Source organism: Halovenus salina, from assembly GCF_026410925.1.
GTDB lineage: Archaea > Halobacteriota > Halobacteria > Halobacteriales > Haloarculaceae > Halovenus > Halovenus salina.
Genome location: NZ_CP112972.1, coordinates 382,617 through 402,527 on the forward strand (window position 1 = coordinate 382,617; position 19,911 = coordinate 402,527).

13 protein-coding genes are annotated in these 19,911 nt (G+C 61.7%); 8 read left to right on the plus strand and 5 right to left on the minus strand.

What is annotated here, in order from left to right; translation table 11 throughout:
* Positions 1-102 precede the first annotated feature (102 nt).
* Complete coding sequence (gene gltB / locus OSC37_RS01855) at positions 103-4,722, plus strand: glutamate synthase large subunit (RefSeq protein ID WP_267162905.1); 4,620 nt, start codon at positions 103-105, stop codon at positions 4,720-4,722.
* A 24-nt stretch (positions 4,723-4,746) separates the two neighbouring features.
* Here the strand turns inward: gltB and OSC37_RS01860 are convergent, their stop codons facing one another.
* Positions 4,747-5,532 carry a DUF2705 family protein gene (locus tag OSC37_RS01860; RefSeq protein WP_267162906.1) on the minus strand — a complete coding sequence of 262 codons (786 nt, stop codon included), beginning with the start codon at positions 5,530-5,532 and terminating at the stop codon, positions 4,747-4,749.
* Entirely contained in the window at positions 5,525-6,430 is a 906-nt protein-coding gene (locus tag OSC37_RS01865; RefSeq protein WP_267162907.1) for an ABC transporter ATP-binding protein, read from the minus strand. The genes OSC37_RS01860 and OSC37_RS01865 overlap by 8 nt, the downstream gene beginning before the upstream one ends.
* A gap of 314 nt (positions 6,431-6,744) precedes the next feature.
* Between OSC37_RS01865 and OSC37_RS01870 the strand changes: the two genes are divergently transcribed.
* Positions 6,745-9,399, plus strand: a complete 2,655-nt coding sequence (locus tag OSC37_RS01870; RefSeq protein ID WP_267162908.1) for an efflux RND transporter permease subunit — start codon at positions 6,745-6,747, stop codon at positions 9,397-9,399.
* 47 nt (positions 9,400-9,446) lie between these two features.
* Complete coding sequence (locus OSC37_RS01875; RefSeq protein WP_267162909.1) at positions 9,447-10,118, plus strand: MBL fold metallo-hydrolase; 672 nt, start codon at positions 9,447-9,449, stop codon at positions 10,116-10,118.
* 12 nt (positions 10,119-10,130) lie between these two features.
* Here OSC37_RS01875 and OSC37_RS01880 read toward each other — a convergent pair whose 3' ends face one another.
* Both OSC37_RS01880 and OSC37_RS01885 read right to left on the minus strand, forming a co-directional pair.
* Positions 10,131-11,327 carry a M48 family metallopeptidase gene (locus OSC37_RS01880; RefSeq protein WP_267162911.1) on the minus strand — a complete coding sequence of 399 codons (1,197 nt, stop codon included), beginning with the start codon at positions 11,325-11,327 and terminating at the stop codon, positions 10,131-10,133.
* Between the two features lie 90 nt (positions 11,328-11,417).
* The gene (locus OSC37_RS01885; RefSeq protein WP_267162912.1) at positions 11,418-12,728 is read right to left on the minus strand and encodes an outer membrane protein assembly factor BamB family protein; all 1,311 of its coding nucleotides are present in this window, start codon (positions 12,726-12,728) and stop codon (positions 11,418-11,420) included.
* A gap of 281 nt (positions 12,729-13,009) precedes the next feature.
* Between OSC37_RS01885 and OSC37_RS01890 the strand changes: the two genes are divergently transcribed.
* The 3 genes from OSC37_RS01890 (at position 13,010) to OSC37_RS01900 (ending at position 14,885) form a co-directional block, all read left to right on the plus strand.
* Complete coding sequence (locus tag OSC37_RS01890; protein WP_267162913.1) at positions 13,010-14,338, plus strand: hemolysin family protein; 1,329 nt, start codon at positions 13,010-13,012, stop codon at positions 14,336-14,338.
* A gap of 75 nt (positions 14,339-14,413) precedes the next feature.
* Positions 14,414-14,674, plus strand: coding sequence for a hypothetical protein (locus OSC37_RS01895; protein WP_267162914.1), 261 nt, complete (start codon positions 14,414-14,416; stop codon positions 14,672-14,674).
* Positions 14,664-14,885, plus strand: coding sequence for a hypothetical protein (locus tag OSC37_RS01900; RefSeq protein WP_267162915.1), 222 nt, complete (start codon positions 14,664-14,666; stop codon positions 14,883-14,885). Before OSC37_RS01895 ends, OSC37_RS01900 begins: the two co-directional genes overlap by 11 nt.
* 15 nt (positions 14,886-14,900) lie before the next feature.
* On the opposite strand, the gene OSC37_RS01905 is transcribed toward OSC37_RS01900, so the two are convergent.
* Positions 14,901-16,301: a signal recognition particle protein Srp54 gene (locus OSC37_RS01905; protein WP_267162916.1), complete on the minus strand. Its 1,401-nt coding sequence runs from the start codon at positions 16,299-16,301 to the stop codon at positions 14,901-14,903.
* A 96-nt stretch (positions 16,302-16,397) separates the two neighbouring features.
* Here OSC37_RS01905 and OSC37_RS01910 point away from each other — a divergent pair, with 96 nt between their 5' ends.
* Both OSC37_RS01910 and OSC37_RS01915 read left to right on the plus strand, forming a co-directional pair.
* On the plus strand, positions 16,398-16,949 hold the full coding sequence (locus OSC37_RS01910; protein WP_267162917.1) for a tRNA (cytidine(56)-2'-O)-methyltransferase: 552 nt from the start codon (positions 16,398-16,400) through the stop codon (positions 16,947-16,949).
* 90 nt (positions 16,950-17,039) lie between these two features.
* Complete coding sequence (locus tag OSC37_RS01915; RefSeq protein WP_267162918.1) at positions 17,040-19,874, plus strand: bacterio-opsin activator domain-containing protein; 2,835 nt, start codon at positions 17,040-17,042, stop codon at positions 19,872-19,874.
* Positions 19,875-19,911 lie beyond the last annotated feature (37 nt).

The window sequence follows — 19,911 nt, forward strand, 5'->3', positions numbered from 1 at the left end:
TGCCTTATATTTCTTAATGTTTATGAGGCTCCGCCACAGAATACCAGGGTTAAGAGTATAACGGGCAAGTTGTCATGTTCTACCATGACTCCTCCCGGGGACATGTCAGGAGCATCCAACCCTGACGACGGCTACCAAGCGGGGCTTGTATCGCTCGATGACGACCGCTCGAACTGCGGTGTCGGCTGTATCGTCGACCTTGACGGAGAGCCATCTCACGAGACAGTCGCTGACGCCGTCTCGCTGCTCGAAAACATGGAGCACCGCGGGACGACCGGCGCGGAGCCAAACACCGGCAACGGAGCCGGTATCATGGTGAGCCGACCTGATGAATTCTTCCGGGCGGTGCTCGATACCGATCTGCCAGAGGAGTTCGGCGTCGGCACGATGTTCATGCCGACCGACGATGACCGTCAAGCGAAGCTAGAGGGTGTCGTCGAGGACACACTGACAGAGTACGGACTCGACGTACTCTGTTGGCGGACCGTCCCGACCGACAACAATGGACTCGGGGAAACCGCGCTGGCCTCCGAGCCCGATATCCGACAGGTCTTCGTCGCACCAGGGGACGACGCCGACCTCGCCGGGCAGTTCACCGCCGAGCAAGCCCAGGGCGATCCACAGCTTCGTGGCTTCGACCGAGCACTGTACGTCGCCCGCCGTGCAGTCGAGAACCACGTGGGGTCCCCAAATTCCGACGACCCGTTCTATATACTCTCACTCGACCGCCGCCGCGTCGTCTACAAGGGGCTGCTGAAGGGCACTCAGCTGGCAGGCTACTTCCCGGACCTGCGCGACCCTCGTTTTCAGAGCCACGTCGCGCTCGTTCACGCACGATTCTCGACGAACACGCTCGGGAGATGGCACCTCGCTCACCCGTTTCGCAACATCGTCCACAACGGCGAGTTCAACACGATACAAGGCAACATCAACTGGATGCGGGCGAGAGAGAACGACCTGGCCCACGAGGGCTTTGGCCCGGAACTCGAAACGGTGACGCCGATTATCGACGACCCCGAACAGTCAGACACCGCAAGCGTCGACAACGCCCTCGAACTGCTCGTCCAGAGTGGGCGAGACCTGCCCCACGCGCTTCGGATGCTCGTCCCCGAGGCGTTTCGCGGCGACGATCTCATGGACGAGAGCAGACGGGAGTTCTACGACTACCACGCCTCTCTTGTTGAGCCCTGGGACGGACCGGCCCTGGTCATCGGATTTGACGGCGACCAACTCGCTGCCGTGCTCGACCGGAACGGGCTCCGGCCCTGTCGGTACGAGGTGACGACCGACAACCGGCTGCTCATCGGGAGCGAGGCCGGCGCACTCCCGACCGACCCCGAAGATGTCGAGACCCGCGACCGACTACAGCCGGGAGAACTGTTCGTCGCCGACACACAGACGGGTCGTATTGTCCCCGACGAGGAGGTGTTCGACGGACTGACCGACGAACAGTACGGCCGGTGGGTCGACGAGGGGCAACGGTCGCTCTCGTCACTCACGGAAGACACGCCGCTCTCGAATGCGGACCACAGCACCCCCCAACGCCGAGCCGGCACAGACCAGGAAGAGACGGTACCGCTCCGTGCTCACCAAGCGGCGTTTGGGTACACGACCGACTCGCTCGACCACCTCCTGAAGCCGATGGGCCAGGAGGGGAAGGACCCGGTCGGGTCGATGGGTGACGACACGCCGCTGTCGGTCCTCGCGGAGGTAGAGCGGCCGCTGTTCTCGTATTTCAAGCAGCTGTTCGCACAGGTGTCAAATCCGCCGATCGACTACATCCGCGAAGAGCTTGTCACCTCGATCGAAACACGTCTCGGGTCCCAACGTAACCTTCTCGCAGAGACCCCCGCCCACGCCAGACAGATCGTCGCCGATTCGCCGGTACTCACCGGCGAGCAGACGGCCACACTCAAGCGACTCGACGGTACCGAAGAGTTCAGCTCTGCCGTCCTCGATATGACCTTCGACCCCGATACCTCGCTCGAATCTGCGGTCGAACGTCTCCGGGACCGGGCCGCAGCTGCTGTCGAGGACGGAGCCGACCTGCTGGTGCTCTCGGATTGCAAGGCCGGTCCAGAGCGGATTCCGATTCCGAGTCTGCTGGGGACCAGCGCCGTTCATCACCACCTCGTCAGGGAAGGACTCCGGAACCGCGTCGGCGTCGTGGTTGAGGCCGGCGACATCCACGAAGTCCACCACCTCGCCGCAGTCGTCGGCTACGGTGCTGGGGCGGTTCACCCGTATCTTGCCTACGACTCGATTGCCGATACGGTGGCCGGGCCCGACGGTGCCGATGAAGACGACGCAATCGGCGCCTACAGACACGCTTTAGAAGACGGCCTCTTGAAGACGATGGCGAAGATGGGCATCTCGACGGTCGAATCCTACCGGGGTGCACAGATATTCGAGGCGGTGGGACTGGACTCCGACTTTGTCGCGGAGTATTTCACGGGGACCGAGATACGGACCGAGGGAATCGGCATGTCCAATATCGAAGACCGGATTCGGACGCGCCACGCGATGGCCTTCGGTGCCGATCCAGAACTCGATACAATCGGCGAGTACGAGAACCGCTCGTCCGGGCTCCGTCACGGCTGGAACCCCAAGACGGTCGGCACACTCCAGCAGGCGGTACGCCAGGGCGAGTACGAGACCTACCAGGAGTTCGCAGACCGCGCCAACGGGACCGGCGCGGACGCAGAAACGCTGCGAGGTCTGTTGAAATTCGACTCCGACCGCGACCCGATTCCGGTCGAGGAGGTCGAGCCAGTCGCGTCCATCGTCGAGCGGTTCTCGACGGCCGCGATGAGCCTGGGGAGTCTCTCGCCGGAGGCACACGAGAACAACGCGATTGCGATGAACCGTCTCGGAGCTAAGTCAAACACCGGCGAGGGCGGCGAACCTCCCGAACGCTTCGACACCGAGCGGGAGTGTTCAGTCAAGCAGGTCGCCTCCGGACGGTTCGGGGTCACCTCCGAGTACCTAGCCGAGGCAGACGAACTCCAGATCAAGATGGCACAGGGCTCGAAGCCCGGCGAGGGCGGCCACCTCCCCGGCGAGAAAGTCAACGAGATGATAGCCGACGTACGGTGTTCGACGCCCGGCGTGGGACTCATCTCGCCGCCCCCACAACACGACATCTACTCGATAGAGGACCTCAAGCAGCTCATCTTCGATCTGAAGGCGGCCAACCCGGACGCCGACATCAACGTCAAGCTGGTCTCGGAGGCCGGTATCGGGACGATTGCCACGGGAGTAGCGAAAGCGAATGCTGATGTCGTCCACATCTCTGGTCACTCTGGCGGCACCGGTGCGTCCCCGAAGACCTCAATCAAGAACGCGGGCTTGCCTTGGGAGCTCGGAGTCGCCGAGGCAAACCAGATGCTGACCGCGACGGGCCTGCGAGACAGGGTTAGAGTAAGCGCCGACGGCGGGCTCAAAACGGGCCGGGACGTGGCTGTGGCGGCGGCCCTCGGTGCCGAGGAGTACGTCTTCGGGACGGCCTCACTCGTCACCTCCGGCTGTGTCATGGCGCGACAGTGCCACGAAAATACCTGTCCTGTCGGGGTGGCGACCCAGCGCGAGGACCTCCGCGAGCGGTTCCCCGGTGAGCCAGAACACGTCATCAACTACATGACGTTCATTGCCCAGGAACTCCGCGAGATTCTGGCAGAGCTGGGGCTGCGTCGCGTCGACGATCTCGTCGGCCGGCCGGCGTTTCTCACCCAGCGCGAGGTATCAAGCGAGAGGGCACAGCATCTCGACCTCTCTGGGTTGCTCGCCGAGCCGGCCGGAGAGACCAGAACGAAGGTTCGAGAGCAGGCCCACGCGGAGATTGACGACCTGCTCGACTGGGACCTCATCGACGAGGCGGCGTCGGCAATCGACGACGGACACCCCACCACTATCGAAGCAGACATCTCGAACCGAGACAGAGCAGTTGGGGCGACGCTCTCGAATCGGGTCGTCTCCGAACACGGCGGTGACGGGCTCCCTGAGGGAACGGTTACCTGTCGGTTCGACGGAGCTGCCGGACAGAGCTTCGGTGCCTTTCTCGCCGCTGGCGTTGCGCTCGAACTCGACGGGGTCGCCAACGACTACGTCGGCAAGGGATTGTCGGGCGGGCGAATTGTCATCAATACCCCGGCTGAGGCCGGCTACGACCCGGCATCGAACGTCGTCGCTGGCAACGTCTGTCTCTACGGGGCGACCGACGGCGAACTCTACGTCAACGGCGTCGCCGGTGAGCGCTTCGGTGTTCGTAACTCCGGGGTCACCGCAGTCGTCGAAGGGCTCGGTGACCACGGCTGTGAGTACATGACCGGCGGCGTCGTCGCGGTGCTCGGAGAGACAGGCCGTAACTTCGCTGCCGGCATGTCCGGCGGCATCGCATACGTCTACGACCCGGATGACGAGTTCGAGGACCGCCTCAACGACGAGATGGTTAGTGTTTCCGAAAGCCTCGACTACAGCGACCGGGCGCTGCTCCGCTGTCTCGTCGAGAACCACCACGAGTACACCGACAGCGACCGGGCGGCAGCAATTCTCGACGACTGGACGGCCGCACTCGACGACTTCGTCCGTGTCTTTCCCGATGCCTACGCCGAAGTCCTCGACAGCGGCATCGGGACCGACATCCGCGAAGAGCCGCCATCTCCGGCAAAGAGCGTCTACCCCGAGGGTGGTGGTCCTCCGGGAGTGTTGTCGAGTGACGACTGAGGTGTGACAAGACCAATCAATGTCCTATATATCTCGCCGTCTGAACAGCGCCTGACTCACTGCGAGCAGTACCAGAAACGCCACCAGTAGAACCGCCGTGTCCGTGACCGAGTACGAGTTCGTGACGAGAATCTCTGTCGGCTGATAGTAGTTCGTCGGGCTCAGATACCTGAGTACCTCGAAATCGGTGCTGCCCCCGACGACAGATTCGACGAGAAAGAGGGTAAAGACCAGGCCGACGCCCGCCCGTTCGGCGATAGCGGCCCGGTCGACCGAGACAGAGAAGACGAGACCGATGCCCGCACAGACGAGAAGGTATGGAACCGAAAGGAGGTGGACGACCGCGAGTGCCACCGGGTCGATGGACTCCCCGATTGCCGCTACCAGTCCGTAAAGGACGCCGGCTGTGACGGCGTTGACCACGGCGATGGGCACGAGCAGGGATGTGAATAACTCCAACAGCAACCGGGACCGAGAGATCGGAAAGGAGAGCAACAGGTCCATCCGCTCGTTCTCGATGTCACCGGCAATCAGGCCCCCGGCGGTGTACGCGAAATACAGTCCCAATCCAAGCAGCCACACGAAATTGAAAATCTGTGCACTCAGGAATCCCTCGACCGTCGAGAGTGCCTCGATTCCGAACGCGTTCCTGATTGCGGCCGGGGCTTCCTGGAAGAGTTCCTCGTACTCGACGCCTTCGAGAGCCGAAAAATACCAGACGATGAACCCACTGTAGAGGGCGATTGCAACGGTCAGAACTGCCGTTCCTTTGAGCCGTCGTCTGCCCTCGTGTCTGGCGGTTTCAAGCATGTGACTCTCCTCCAGTGACCTCATCGGCCCCGTAGTAGTGAAGGAATATATCCTCCAGTGGTGGTTCACTGATATCTATCTCACGGATATCGTACCTCGAGAGCTCGTCCAGCAGTCTGTCGTACTCGCCGGTGTAGACGAACTGGATTCCGTCGGGAAAGTGGGTCACGTCGACAACGCCATCAAGATCGACAAGCTCCGAGGCACTCTCTGAGTCCATCTGGACCCGAACGCGTTTTCCGCCCCGCTCCAACAACGTCTCTACGTCTTCGAGTGTGACCAGCTCCCCGTTCCGGAGAATTCCGACGCGGTCACAGACGCGCCGGACTTCACTCAGGACGTGTGAGGAGAAGAAAATTGTCTTTCCTCGCTCACGCTCTGCTCTGACGAACTCGTTGAATTCCTCCTGCTTGAGTGGGTCGAGACCCGAAGTGGGCTCGTCCAGTATCACGAGGTCAGGGTCGTGCATGAACGCCTGGATGATGCCCAGCATACGCTCGTTGCCGCTCGAATACTCGCGCACCGGCCGGTCCAGCGGTGGCGTGAATATCTCACAGAGTTCTTCGCGACGCTGACCGCCTTTCATCGATTCGTGGTAGTCGAGAACCGTCTCGCCGGTCACCCCAGGGTCGAATCCGAGCGTCGCCGGCAGATAGCCGACTCGCCGCTTTGCATCAACGAGTGCTCGTTCGTTGCTGACATCTGCACCGAGCACCGTCGCGCCCCCTGCCGTCGGCTTCAGCAGTCCGAGCAGGGTTCGGATGGTGGTCGTCTTGCCCGCCCCGTTCGGACCCAGAAATCCGAATATCTCGCCGCTCTCGACTGCGAAACTGACCGAGTCGAGGGCGCGAACGTCACCGTACTCTTTTGTCAACGATTCGACCTCGATGGCTGGCATACCGGATACGTTTCCCGGCAGATAAATGGTTCTTCCGGCGACCCTAACCGGCGTCGTCGAGGGACATCTCCCGTTTGACTGTGTGATGACTCACGATGGTCACACCAAGTGAGAGCGAGGTACACTGGAAGCGGACGTCGCAATACGCTTCTCTCAGCTTTGTATCTGGGATTTATGACAGGTATACTTGATGATGCCAGAGCACCGACGCGAGCCCAAATTATGGGTGAGATAATGGACTTATATGTGTTGAACAAAAAAACAGAAATAAGCAATGCAATGTCGATGTTGTTCTACCCACCAGGAGGAGAGAGATGAGTAGTATTCCGACGCGGGTTGGTGACTTTCTGACAACATACACGAAGACCGTAATCCTCGTCGTCCTCGTGATGACTGTCGCAATCGGCGCAGGGATGTCACAGGTCGAACAGCAGTCAGATACCGAGCAGTTCGAGAGTGACTCGCCGGCGGCAGACGCCCAGGCCTACATCGAAGAGAATCTGACAATCGACGACGGCAACAACGAGGCCCTCGTTCAGGTCATCCAGCGCGGCGAGAACGTCCTCACAAAAGAGTCCGTTCTGGAGTCGTTATCGCTCCAGGCAGAGATGCAGGAGCGAGAGACGATTCGCCGGACGTTCACCGACGAGCGGCCGGTCTTTGGGTACGCTAACGTTATCGGGACGGCTGCAGTCCGCGCAGGGCAGCCAGAGGGCGAGGCGAGCGAGCAGCCGCCGACACTCGCCGAGCAGCGCGCGGCGGTAGAAGAACTCGACCAGGAACAGCTCGAAGCTATCGTCACAGACGTGTTCGGCCAAGACGGAAATCCCCTGGCGCTGAGTTTCATGCCGGCGTCCTACGAGCCTGGGTCGACGACCGCACAGGCGGGGAGCACCATCGTTAGACAGTCACTCGATACCGAGGTCCAGGACCCGAACTCCTTCCCCGAGGACCTCACCCAGGCACAGCTCGAAATCAGAGAGATAACGCAGGAACGGAGCACGCAGTACTCGATTTTCGGATTCGGCATCCTGAACGACGAGATTAGCCAGTCACTCGGTGACAGCGGTGCGCTCGTCGGGCCGCTTGCGCTGTTGTTCGTCGTCGTCGCGCTGACTGTCGCCTACCGCGACGTGCTCGACATCATCCTCGGTGTCGTCGGTATCATCGGCGTACTGGTGTGGACCTTCGGATTCATGGGATGGGCGAACATCTCGTTCAACCAACTGCTCCTGTCTGTCCCGGTTCTCCTGATTGGGCTCTCGATTGACTACGCGATACACGTCTTCATGCGCTACCGCGAGCAGCGTGGTGCCGGCGAGGACGATATCGGTATTCGTCGGTCGATGTCGCTCGCGCTCGCAGGCGTCGGCGCGGCGCTCGTCTGGGTGACCGTAACGGCGGCAATCGGCTTCCTGGCGAATCTGACCAGTCCGATTGGACCACTGCAGGACTTCGGTATCGTGAGTTCTGTCGGTGTTGTCGCCGCGCTCGTCATCTTCGGCGCGTTGATGCCTGCAGTCAAAATCGAGCTCGACGGCTTCCTCGAAGCCCGCGGAATCGACCGACAGAAACGGGCCTTCGGCACCGGTGGGTCGACGTTCGGTCGGCTCTTGACTGGCGGTGTCGCGGCCGCACGGCGATTCCCGGTTGCCGTTGTCGTCTTCGCTATCTTGCTCTCGCTGGCGGGCGGGTACGGTGCCACGCAGGTCGACACCAGCTTCGACGAGACGGATTTCCTGGCCGATAGCCCACCGGAGTGGACCGAAAGTCTGCCAGGTCCGATGGCTCCCGGAACATACCAGATAAACGAGGACCTGGAGTTCATCGGTGAGAACTACCAGCAGGAAGACAACGAGGCAGAGGTACTGATACGTGGCGACGTGACAAACGAGCAGACGCTGCGGTGGCTTGCACAGGCCAGTGAACAGGTTGGTGGCCTCGAAACACTGTTCGTCGGGCCAAACGGTCCCGATATCTCCTCGCCGCTGTCGGTGATGGAGCGAACCGCCGCACGCGGGGCCGAGGCCGCTGCGATTCCTGCCGGCGAGCGCACTGACCAGGAAAACGCGCTGGCCGAGTTCGCGGGGGCCTACGACCAGGCCACCGGCGAAGACGGGGTCCCCGAGGGCAACGTCGAGGAGTTGTACGACCTCCTGCTCACGGCGAACCCAGATGCGTCTGAGTTCATCCACAACGAGAACGGCCAGTACCGGGCGATTCGCCTCCAGTTCGGCGTCACCGGCAACGCGAGAATCGGCGACATAGCCGACGACAACCGTGACGTGTCCGAGACCATCGTGACGGCAAGCGGGGGCTCCCTGACGGCAACCCCTGCCGGTGACCAGGTTATCTTCGACAAGGTCCAGCAGGACCTGCTCGATACGGTCATCCAGGGGCTGTTGATTACGCTCGTTGCTGTCTTCCTCTTCCTCTCGATTGCGTACAAGCTGACGGGGAATCCGGCGTCGCTCGGGTTCGTCACGCTCGTCCCTGTTGCGCTTGCGGTCACGTGGATTCTCGGCTCGATGTGGTTACTTGAGATTCCGTTCAACACGCTGACCGGCACAATCACCTCCCTGACCGTCGGGCTCGGAATCGCCTACAGCATCCACATCAGTTCGCGGTACGAACTCGAACTCCGAAGACGGGGTGATGTCTGGGAGGCGATGGAGACGACCGTCACCGGCACCGGCGGTGCGTTGCTCGGCAGCGCCGCGACGACCGTCGGCGGATTCGGCACGCTGGCAATCGCTATCCTGCCGATTCTCCAACAGTTCGGTATCATCACAGGCCTCACAATCATCTACGCGTTCCTGGCGAGTGTCTTCGTGTTGCCCTCGCTTCTGGTCCTGTGGACGCGGTATCTCGGCCCGTCGGGGTACTTCCCCGAAGACGAGTCATCAGAGGAGACCGTTCCGGGCGGCGACGAACAGCCTGCTGCCGACGCTGAACAGGACGCGTCGTAGGCGGGGCGGTAGATTTCTGTCTTCGTAGCCTCTATCTGTTGTATCCCATGGTAACACAACTTGACGAGGGTGCAATCTGGCTGCTCGACCTCGGTATGGTGAACGCGTATCTGGTCGACGACGGGACGGTAACACTCGTCGACGCCGGTACACCGGGATCAGTCGATACGCTGGTCGCTGAAATCAACGCCGCGGGATACGACACCGACGCAATCGAGCGAATCCTCGTTACACACTACGACTTCGACCACGTCGGCGGCCTCCCCGGCCTGGGTGTTGATGTGCCGATGTACGCGATGGAACCAGACGCGAGCTTCCTGGACGGCACGGACAGCCCGCCTTTGGCGAGTAAGAAAGGCGCGTTCCAGCGTGTTGCCGGCCTCTTCCAGCGCCCGCCAGAGACCGGTGTCAGTCGCATCCAGGACGGTGAAACCGTCGGCAAATTCACCTCCTACCACACGCCTGGGCACACGCCGGGACATACAGCTTTCTATCACGAGGACCTGGGTCTCGCAGTCCTCGGCGATCTGGTGACAGGTGACGACGGCAAGCTCGAGACGCCACCGTGGCCGCTGGCTGCCAGCAACAGCCAGAACAGAGCGAGTATCCGTGCACTTGCTGCCCGCGACCTGTCGTTCGAGATTGCGTGCATGGGACATGGCGACCCGGTCACCGTCGCCGGTGACGAGGCACTGGACGCACTCGCCGCGGGGATATAACGAGTGGGACTGTTACTCGATTTGTGTCTGGAGGCGCTCGATTCGCTCGTCGGTCGGTGGATGTGTTCCCAGCAGGCGACGATAGAGAAACTTGGCTGTGCGGTCGAAGAACTTTCGTTCCTCCCACGGCGGCGGGACGATTCCAAAGGCCGCCGTCGACCACTGAACCCGGAGGTCTCTCGGCGACCGAACAGTGTACTCTCGGTCGAGCGTCGACAGGGCACTCGCCATCGCAGTGGGGTTGCCGGTCAACTCGGCGGCGGCTTGGTCTGCGACGTACTCCCGGTATCGTGTGACTGTCGGCACTACGAGCCGATTGACGACGTAGATTGGGGCAGCGAGAAGCAGGAGTGGAAACAGGAAAACGTCTCCATCCGAACCCTCCACCCGCTGTGTGAGGTGAACGAACCCCTGTGCTTTCACTCGCGGGAACGAGAGTGCCGTTAACACTGCCGCATCCCGGTTGAGCAGATGCGCGAGTTCGTGGGCGAGGACCGCATCTATCTCCTGGTCGTCGAGTGAGTCGAGAAGCCCCTGTGAGACGAGAATTGCCGAGTTCTGCGGTCGGTAGCCGACGGTTGCGGCCTGTGGCAGCCGGGATGCGCCAATCTCGACAGCTGGGGCTTGACAGTTTGCCTGCGCTGCCAGCCGTTGAAGCCGACGGCTAACGTCTTGTTCTCGTTCCGGGTCCGAGATGAGGTCGTATTCGTCTTCGAGTTGCGTTCGGATACTCCCGGTAGAGTGTAACTCGTCACGGATGAGCCAAGCAGTATACCCGACGACAATGAGTGTTCCAGACGCGATACTGACTGCCACCACGTCACTTGGTCCGAAGACTGCCTGACCCAGGGCTTGGACGAGAATCAGACCGACGCCAGCGCCGGCTAGTATCGTCAGTCCTCGGCTCCTGTTTCGAATCGATGGCGGTTCCCAGAGGCTCTTGCCCACTCGCTGTACCGGTCCGTACACCGGGTCACCCTCGCTGAGACGACGTGTGAGTATTCCCGGAGATGTCACCTGATGGAGGCCAGCAATCACGAGCCGCCAGGAGAGGAATACAAACACGCCGAACGCGGCGAGGGCGAGCAGCGATATCCCGAACACACCCATGAGTAATAATACGAAACCAGAGATAGCTGTAGCCAGCACGACCTCCGCGGCAAGCAGTATCCCGACAGAGACCAGACACAGGAGGGAGGCAACAACCATTCGGAGCCACAGCCCGGCTTTTAATCGACGACGGGTCACACGCAGACTAAACGGCGAAAGAAGCTTAAATCGCTCGCCGTGTTACTCTGTTCACGCCGCGTCGACGAGTTTGTACGCACCGCCGTCGATATCGTCATCTTCTGGGTCCGGGGCGCGCTCTGCGTAATAGATGTCGCCGTCCCGGACCAGGGGCGTGCTCGTCACGACGCCCTCGTGTTCGACCTCCCAGACCTCCTTGCCGGTCTCGATGTCGACCGCATACAGCGACTGGTCTTTCGAGCCGAAGACGACCCGATGCTCGCAGACGGTTGGACAGCCAGTGAGCGGTCCCCCCGTCTCGAAAGTCCACTCTATCTCTCCGGTCTGTGCGTCGAGTGCGTAGAGGTTGTCGTCGTGGCTGCCGCCGAAGACGAGGTCACGCGTCGGGTCGACGCCCGGCCCCATCATCGAGAGCCAGCCCGTCTTGACGGACCAGTCCTCGGTCCCCGTTTCGAGGTCGACGCGGTAGATGTTCTGGTCCCAGGAGCCGAAAAAGGCCGCGCCGTCGTATGTCGTCACTGGCCCTTTGATTTCGCCGTCGGTATCGTTCGTCGGGTTCGTCTCAAAGGTCCATGCGAACTCCAGGGAGGGATACTCCCAGCCGTAGAGCATGCCGTCGTTCGACCCGACCGTCATGTACCCCGCGTCGGGGTCGATAGCCGGCGTCGAGTGTGGGTGGTCGGTCGGACGGCTCTTCTCGTCCTCCCAGAGCACCTTTCCTGTCTCCGGGTCGACCGCGAAGATACTCCCCTCGGGGTCCGGGTATTCGACCGCCATGTAGATTGCTTTGCCGTCGTATTTCGGACTCGACCCGATGGAGCCACCCAGCTTCGTCGACCACTCCTCGCGTCCGGTCTCCGCATCGAAGGCGTACAACACGCCGTCGTAGGCCCCGATGAAAACGCGGCCATCCGCGACGACGGGTGTGCCGTGGATACCGCGGCCGACGAGGTCGGTTTCTCCTTGCCACTGTATCTCCCCGTCGGCAGAGATTGCAGAGAGGAGCCCCGTATCGCCGGGAAAGGCGACTTCTCCGTCCGACAGCGAGACGGCGCTGGCTTTCGCGGCGCTGTGTTCGCCGGTGTTGTGTTCGGGAATCCGCCACTCCTGTTCGACGGCATCAGGGACTGTTTCCCCCGGTCGGTAACCCCAGTTCTCCAGCGAGTGACGGAACTGGCTCACGCCGTCGAGGACCGTATGCCCGAACGACGCTTCGACTCTGTCGAACGCCGTGGCTCCGCCCTCGAAGAAGACTCCCTCTGCGCGGAACCCCGCTTCCGGTGCCTGACAGCCGGCGGCCGCGGCTGTGATGCCGGCGATACCGGCTGTCAGGACCTCACGGCGCGAGAATCGGTCAGACACGGCTGTGACCTCCTACTGCCTGCGGCGTATCGCCTGTTGTGTTTGCCTGGAGGGGATGCGAAACAGCTCTGAGAGTCTCACGGGGCTGCTGGATGACTGTGGTGTCCATAGCCCCACCGACTTCCGCGAACAAAATGTAGGTTCTGGTCTCGTGCGGTGTGTCGGGCAGGTCCCTCTGCTATGCTGTCTCGGATACGCCGACGAAGCTTTTTATTGCTGGCCTGGATGCTACTTTTTATGTTCACACCCGCAAGTAGTGATAGCTTTCTTGGAGGGGACCTGTGGTAGACCTGGTCCTCTCCTCGGCTCAGCTCGCCCTCGCGCTGTTTCTGGTCGTCTTGAACGGCTTTTTCGTCGCCTCGGAGTTCGCCTTCGTCAGAATCCGAGAGACATCTGTCAGGCAACTCGCCGAGGAGGGGCGGCCCGGCTCGGCGGTCCTCGAGGAGGTGATGGATAAGCTCGACAACTACCTCGCCGTGACACAGCTCGGTATCACCATCGCGTCGCTGGGGCTCGGGTGGGTCGGTGAGCCCGCTGTCGCGGCGCTTCTCGAACCGGTGCTCGAGCCGGTGCTTCCCGAGAGCGCCCTCCATCTCGTCGCCTTCGCACTCGGATTCAGTATCATCACGTTCCTGCACGTCGTGTTCGGGGAACTCGCCCCGAAGACGATTGCAATTGCCGAGGCCGAACGCCTCGCTCTTTTCGTCGCGCCGCCGATGAAAATATTCTATCTTCTCTTCTATCCGGGCCTGATTGTGTTCAACGGAACGGCAAACGCCTTCACTCGACTCCTCGGAGTACCACCGGCCTCAGAGACCGAAGAGACACTCGAAGAACGTGAGATTCGTCGCGTGCTCGCACGCTCGGGTGAGAAAGGCCACGTCGACATGGCCGAAGTCGAGATGATTGAGCGCGTGTTCGACCTTGACGATACCACCGTCATGGAGGTGATGGTCCCGCGCCCGGACGTGGTGGCGCTCCCGGCGGACGCGTCTATCTCGGAGATTCGGGCGACAGTTCTCGAATCGGAACACACCCGGTACCCGGTCGTCGAGGCCGACGACCCTGACCAGATTGTCGGATACGTCGACCTCAAAGACGTTCTCCGGGCCACAGAATCCGGCGAGTCTGTCACGGCCGGTGACCTCGCTCGGGAGGTCATCATCGTCCCGGAGACCAAATCCGTTAGCGATCTGCTGATCCAGTTTCGCGAGGAACACCGACAGATGGCCGCGGTCATCGACGAGTGGGGCGCACTGGAGGGTATCGCCACACAGGAAGACGTGGTCGAGGCAATTGTCGGCGACCTCCGTGACGAGTTCGACGCCGGGGACGACGAAGCGACCATCCGGAAAGTGGATGAGAGCCAGTATCTCGTCGACGGGAGCGTCCCGCTGGGGACGCTCAACGACACACTCGGAACGGATTTTGAGGGGGAAGGATTCGAGACCGTCGGCGGACTGGTACTTGATCATCTCGGGCGAGCGCCCGAGCCAAACGATACTGTCGAGGAGACGGGGTATATGTTCGAGGTGACGGACATCGACGGGACGAGGGTCTCTGCTGTCCGGATTGACCTGATGGAGGACTCCAATCCCATAGCTGAGTAACCGACAGCCACTGTCCTCAACCGAGGTGTGTCAGCTCACACACGGATTTAAGACGGTGTAGTCCTACACTATAGTATGGCAATTGGCCCACCGCAGGAACTCGCTGACTTTGGAACTCGTTCGATCCTGACCCACGCAATCATGGCGTTTGGCTTCCTCGGCGCAGCCACCTCCGCGCTCCTCGTCGAGGGACAGATCGGGCTGGTCTCGTTTGTCGCCTTCGTGAACTTCACTGCCGGCATGTGGATTTGCCAGTCGATTCATTCACTTGGCAGCACAGCCGCTGGCGTCGAGTACGACGGCGTTCTCAACGAGGTCCTGAGTTATGTCCGCTAGTGGTGTCGATGTTGGCAGATTAGCCCGGACGGCACTGCTCATCACCTTCGTTACCGCGGTGTTCGTCCTCCTCGCCGCCGAGCAACTCTCCGGAAACGTGTTGCGGGTCGGTATCGGTGCTATCGGAGCTGTCGCGTTTGTGACCGCGATAACTTCGTTTCTCATCGCGGCCGGGCAGTACTACGACGAAAGCGCTGCGTCGTACGACTAGCTACTCTCGCAGCCGTTAGTTGAACGGGTTCCCGCCGCCGCCGCCCATCCCGCCCATACCGGGGCCGCCGCCCTGCTGTTGCATCTGTTGCATCATGCGTTCCATGTCGGCGTCGCCCATCCCCTGGAACTGCTGGAGGGTCTGGTCCATCATCTTGTGTTGCTGGAGAAGTTCACGGATGCGTTCTTCGGGTTTGCCGGAGCCGCGGGCGATACGTTTGGTCCGGCTCGCGCCAATAGTGCGTGGATTCTCCAGTTCGTCGTCGGTCATCGAGTCCATGATGACCTCGAAATCGCGCATCCGTTCCTCGGTCATGTCCATCGCGTCGTCGGGGAGCTGGTCCATCATCCCCCCGCCCATGCCCGGAATCATGTCCATCACCTGATCGAGCGGGCCCATCCGGTTCATCGCGTCCATCTGCTTTTTCATATCCCGCAGGGTGAACTGCCCTTCGAGCATGTCCTCGGGGTCCCACTCTTCGTCTTCCTCCTGGGCCTCCTCCATCGCGCGCTCGACACGCTCGGCCAACTGCTCGATATCGCCCATCCCCAGCAGGCGGGAGACGAAACTGGAGGACTCAAAGCGTTCGATGTCCTTGACGGTCTCGCCGGTACCGAGGAAGGCAATTGTCGAGTCGGTCTGGTCGACGGCCGCAAGCGCGCCACCACCTTTCGCAGTCCCGTCGAGTTTCGTGATAGCGACACCGTTGATACCGATTGCGTCCTCGAAGTCACGTGCCTGGTCTCTGGCGCTTTGCCCCATCGCCGCGTCTAGAACCAAGAGATTGCGGTCCGGGTTGACGGCTGCCTCGATACGCTCTATCTGGTCGATGAGGTCTTCGTTCAGGCCGTCACGACCGGCCGTGTCGACGATACGAACGTCGGCGTCTGCCGTCGCTTCGAGTCCGTCGGTCGCAATTTTCACTGGGTCGTCCTCGTCCGGGTCGCCGTAGAAGTCCACCTCGGCGTTCTCTGCCATCTGCTTGGACTGGTCATAGGCACCGGGACGGTCGGTGTCAGTCTGGATGACTGCGGGCCGGAGCCCCTTCTTCGAGAACCACCACGCCATCTTGGCGGCAGTGGTCGTCTTCCCCGACCCGTACAGGCCCGCGAGAAGAATCGTCTGTTCTTCGAGCGGGAGTTCGGTCGACTCGCCGAGCAACTCGACCAGTTCCTCGTAGACGATACGAAGCACCCAATCCCGCGCGGAGGTGCCGGCGGGTGGCTCTTCTTCCAGCGCCCGTCCCTTGATACTGTCTGAGAGGTCTTGGACGAGCGCGATGTCCACGTCTGCCTGGATAAGCGAGCGCTGTATCTCCTTGACGACGCCTTCGACGTCTTCCTCGGAGATACGGGATTTTCCCCGGAGGTTGTCGAGCGTACCCCGGAGCGAACTGCCGAGATTATCGAGTACCATTTGCCTGCAGGTACGTCGCCGGGTCGGTAAAGCCTTTTTCTCCCTGTCTCGGAGAACAGGGCCGTTTTAAGACTGCGAGCCGAGGATGTGACCACGATGGAGGAAACGCCGGAGGTTGCGGTACTCAGACTCGGCCACCGGCCGGGTCGAGACGAGCGGACGACCACACACGTCGGACTGACAGCGCGTGCGCTGGGGGCCGACCGTGTCATCCTCGCTGGCTCTGGGGCCGGACGCGGCGAGACAATCGAGGACATCACCGACCGCTTTGGCGGCCCCTTCTCGGTCGAGAGCACCGACGAGCCGATAGCGACTGTCGAGAACTGGGAGGGACCAGTCGTCCACCTGACGATGTACGGCCTGCCGATTCAGGAGGTCGAGGGCGAAATTCGAGACGTCGCCGGCATCGGAAGCGACGACACGGAAGACCTACTCGTCGTCGTCGGGGCCGAGAAGGTCCCCTTCGATGTCTACGAGGCGGCCGCGTTCAACGTTGCTGTTACGAACCAACCCCACTCCGAAATTGCGTCACTCGCCGTCTTTCTCGACCGACTCTTCGAGGGTCGGGAACTCGACCGAGAGTGGACCAACGCACAACAAGTCGTTGTCCCGAAGGCAGAGGGAAAACAGGTCACAGAGCCTGAGTGAGGGCCGTCGTGCGGAGTTGTCCCTGTCTCGCCACGACACGCCGGGAACGAGACTTTATATATACTCGTACCTACCTAGTTAGTACTAGAGATGAGTCTCGACAGCGGGAGTCCCCAGCGGGTCGCGCCTGAACTGTTCGAACACGTCTCGGAGGGCGTGGTGGTAGTCGACGACGAGAATCAGGTGGTATACATCGACGAGACTGCGGGCGAGTTGCTCGATGTCGACCCCGACGGCGTGACCGACGGTTCAATCGATTCGCTGTTCGACAAGACGGACATTCCTGACGCGGTTCGTGCCGGTGATACCACGACCGTGGCGGTCAGCAGTACAATCCCAGCCGACCTGACCGCGTCGGTACGACAGCTCGATACCGGTGTCGCGGTAATTCTGGACCGAGAGCGGAGCCGCCAGGAATCGATTCTCGCCCAGCTCCATGACGTGGCGTCGGCGCTCGCGTTGAACCGCGACGAGAAAATCCGCCGGATGCTCGAACTCGTCACCGAGCACCTCGGTGTGGAGTACGGCTTCGTCACGCGTATCGCAGACGATACCCAGCGGATACTGCACAGCGTCGGTGACCATCCGGACCTGACGGCCGGAGCGTCAGCACCGCTGGCCGAGACGTACTGCCAGTATACGCTCGAAGACGGCGAGGCACAGACCGTTGAGGCCGCAAGCGAAGAGGGCTGGGGGGATGAGCCCGCCTATGAGCGATTCGAGCTCGAATGCTACCTCGGCGTTGTTCTCTCGGTCGACGGCGACCAGTACGGCACCGTCTGCTTTGCCGACAGGAACCCCAAAGACGACGGCTTCGACGAGCACGACGAGTCCGTGGTCCAGGCGCTGGCGGATTGGCTGACGCTGATGCTCGAACGCGAGACATACGAGCAGGAGCTCAAACACCAGCAGGCGGTCGTCGAGAGCTTGCTCGATAGTCTTCCGGACCCGGTGTACGCCTTCGACAAGGAGGAAACGCTCATCCAGTGGAACAAGCGCTTCGAGGAGATCACCGGCTACGGACCGGGAGAGATTGCAGATATCGAACCGACGGATATCATCACCGCTGAAGACAGCCAGCAGATGACCGAGATGTTCGACTCGGTGCTGTCGGGTGACCGGCTGTCGGCGGAGGCGATGCTCGAAACGAAGGAGGGAACACGGATTCCTTACGAGTTCTCGGCAGCGCCACTGTACGACGAGTCCGGAGAAATCACCGGCGTCACCGGTGTCGGCCGGGACGTGACCGAACGGAACATGCACCGCGAGCAACTCTCTGGTATTCTGGAGACGACTCGCTCGCTGATGCAGGCCCGGGACAGGCAACACGTCGGCGAACTCGCGGCCAACGCCGCCGCGGAGCTCGTCGACGAAAACGTCGCCCTCTTTCGCCTGTACGACGGCAACGCCCGGACGCTGGAGCCGATTGCGGCCACCGAGGCAGCAGAACAAAAGCTAGGAGACCGCCCCACTTACGGCATCGATGAGGGATATCCCGGCACCGTCTTCGCCTCCGGCGAGCCGACAATCGTCGATGACTTCGCCGTTATCGACAACGACTTCGAGTACGGCGACATCCGGTCGGCGATGTACTACCCCGTCGGTGTCCACGGGACGATAACGGTCGGCTCGACGGAGCCAAACGCCTTCGACGAGACCGACCAGAGCATCCTGGGACTGCTCGCGACGAGTGCGGCCGCAGCCTGCATGCGCGCGAAACGGACCCAGGAGATTCGAGAGGCCCGCGAGCAGTCCGACCGGCTGCTCGACCGCGTGAACGGCTTGGTCCAGAATACTGTCGAGGTACTGGTTCAGGCGCGGACACGCGACGAACTGGAGAGTAACGTTGTCACAGAACTCGCGGCGACAGAGCCCTACTCGTTTGCCTGGGTTGGCCAGCCCGACGTGACCACAGAAGAGCTGTTGCCGACTGCGTGGGACGGTGACGGCTCTCTGTCTGTCGACGGACAGCGGTTCGACCTCTCACGCGAGAACGAGCCGGTCGCTCGCGCATACCACGAGGGCACGACACAGGTACTCACCGATATGACCGAGGTGTACGGCCCGCTGTCCGATGTCGTCGCCGATAGCGACGTCGGGGCCGTCGTCATCATCCCACTCGTCTACAAGGACGCGACCTACGGGGTTCTCTCGGTGTGTGCTGACGACAGTGAGGTGTTCGACGAGCGCGAGCAGGTCATCCTGGATGCGCTTGGTCGGGCGGTGGCAAACGCAATCAACGCGGTCGAGCGCGGCCGCATCCTCGACGCGACGGAGATTATCGAACTGGAGTTCGCCGTCGACAGCCCCGACCTCCTGTTTAACCGCCTTTCGGGCCCCACCGAGGGAACGCTCGAAGCGGTCGGTATCGACTATCGGTCCGACGGCGCAGTCCGGCTCTATCTTTCGGCCGAAGACGTCGACACCGAGGCATTCATCGAGCGGGCTCGCACTGACAGCGTGGTGCTTGAGATGACGACAATCGTCGACCACGAGGACGAGTGTCTCGTCGAGCTGGTCGTCGAGGAGTCGCTGCTGGCGGTGCTCGCCGAGTACGGGGCTGTCACCAAGGAGGTCATCGCCGAAGACGGGGGAGCCAGATTCACCGTCGAACTCCCCGCCGAAGCCGAGGCCAGAGAGCTGTTCGAGCTGGTCGAGTCGCGGTATCCCGGGACGGACCTGCTTGGGTACCACGAGCGCGAACGGGCCGTCGAGACCAGACAGGACTTCAAGGCGGCGCTGAGCGATCGCCTGACCGACAGACAGGAGACTGCGCTCAAGACAGCCTACCTTGGCGGCTTCTTCGACTGGCCCCGAGATATTGACGGCAACGAACTCGCCGAGGCGATGGATATTGCCCGACCGACCTACCACCAGCACCTCCGGGCTGCACAGGCGAAGGTTTTCGAGGAACTGTTCGAGTAACAGGACCCTGATGTTTTTCTGCCTGGTGGCCGAACAC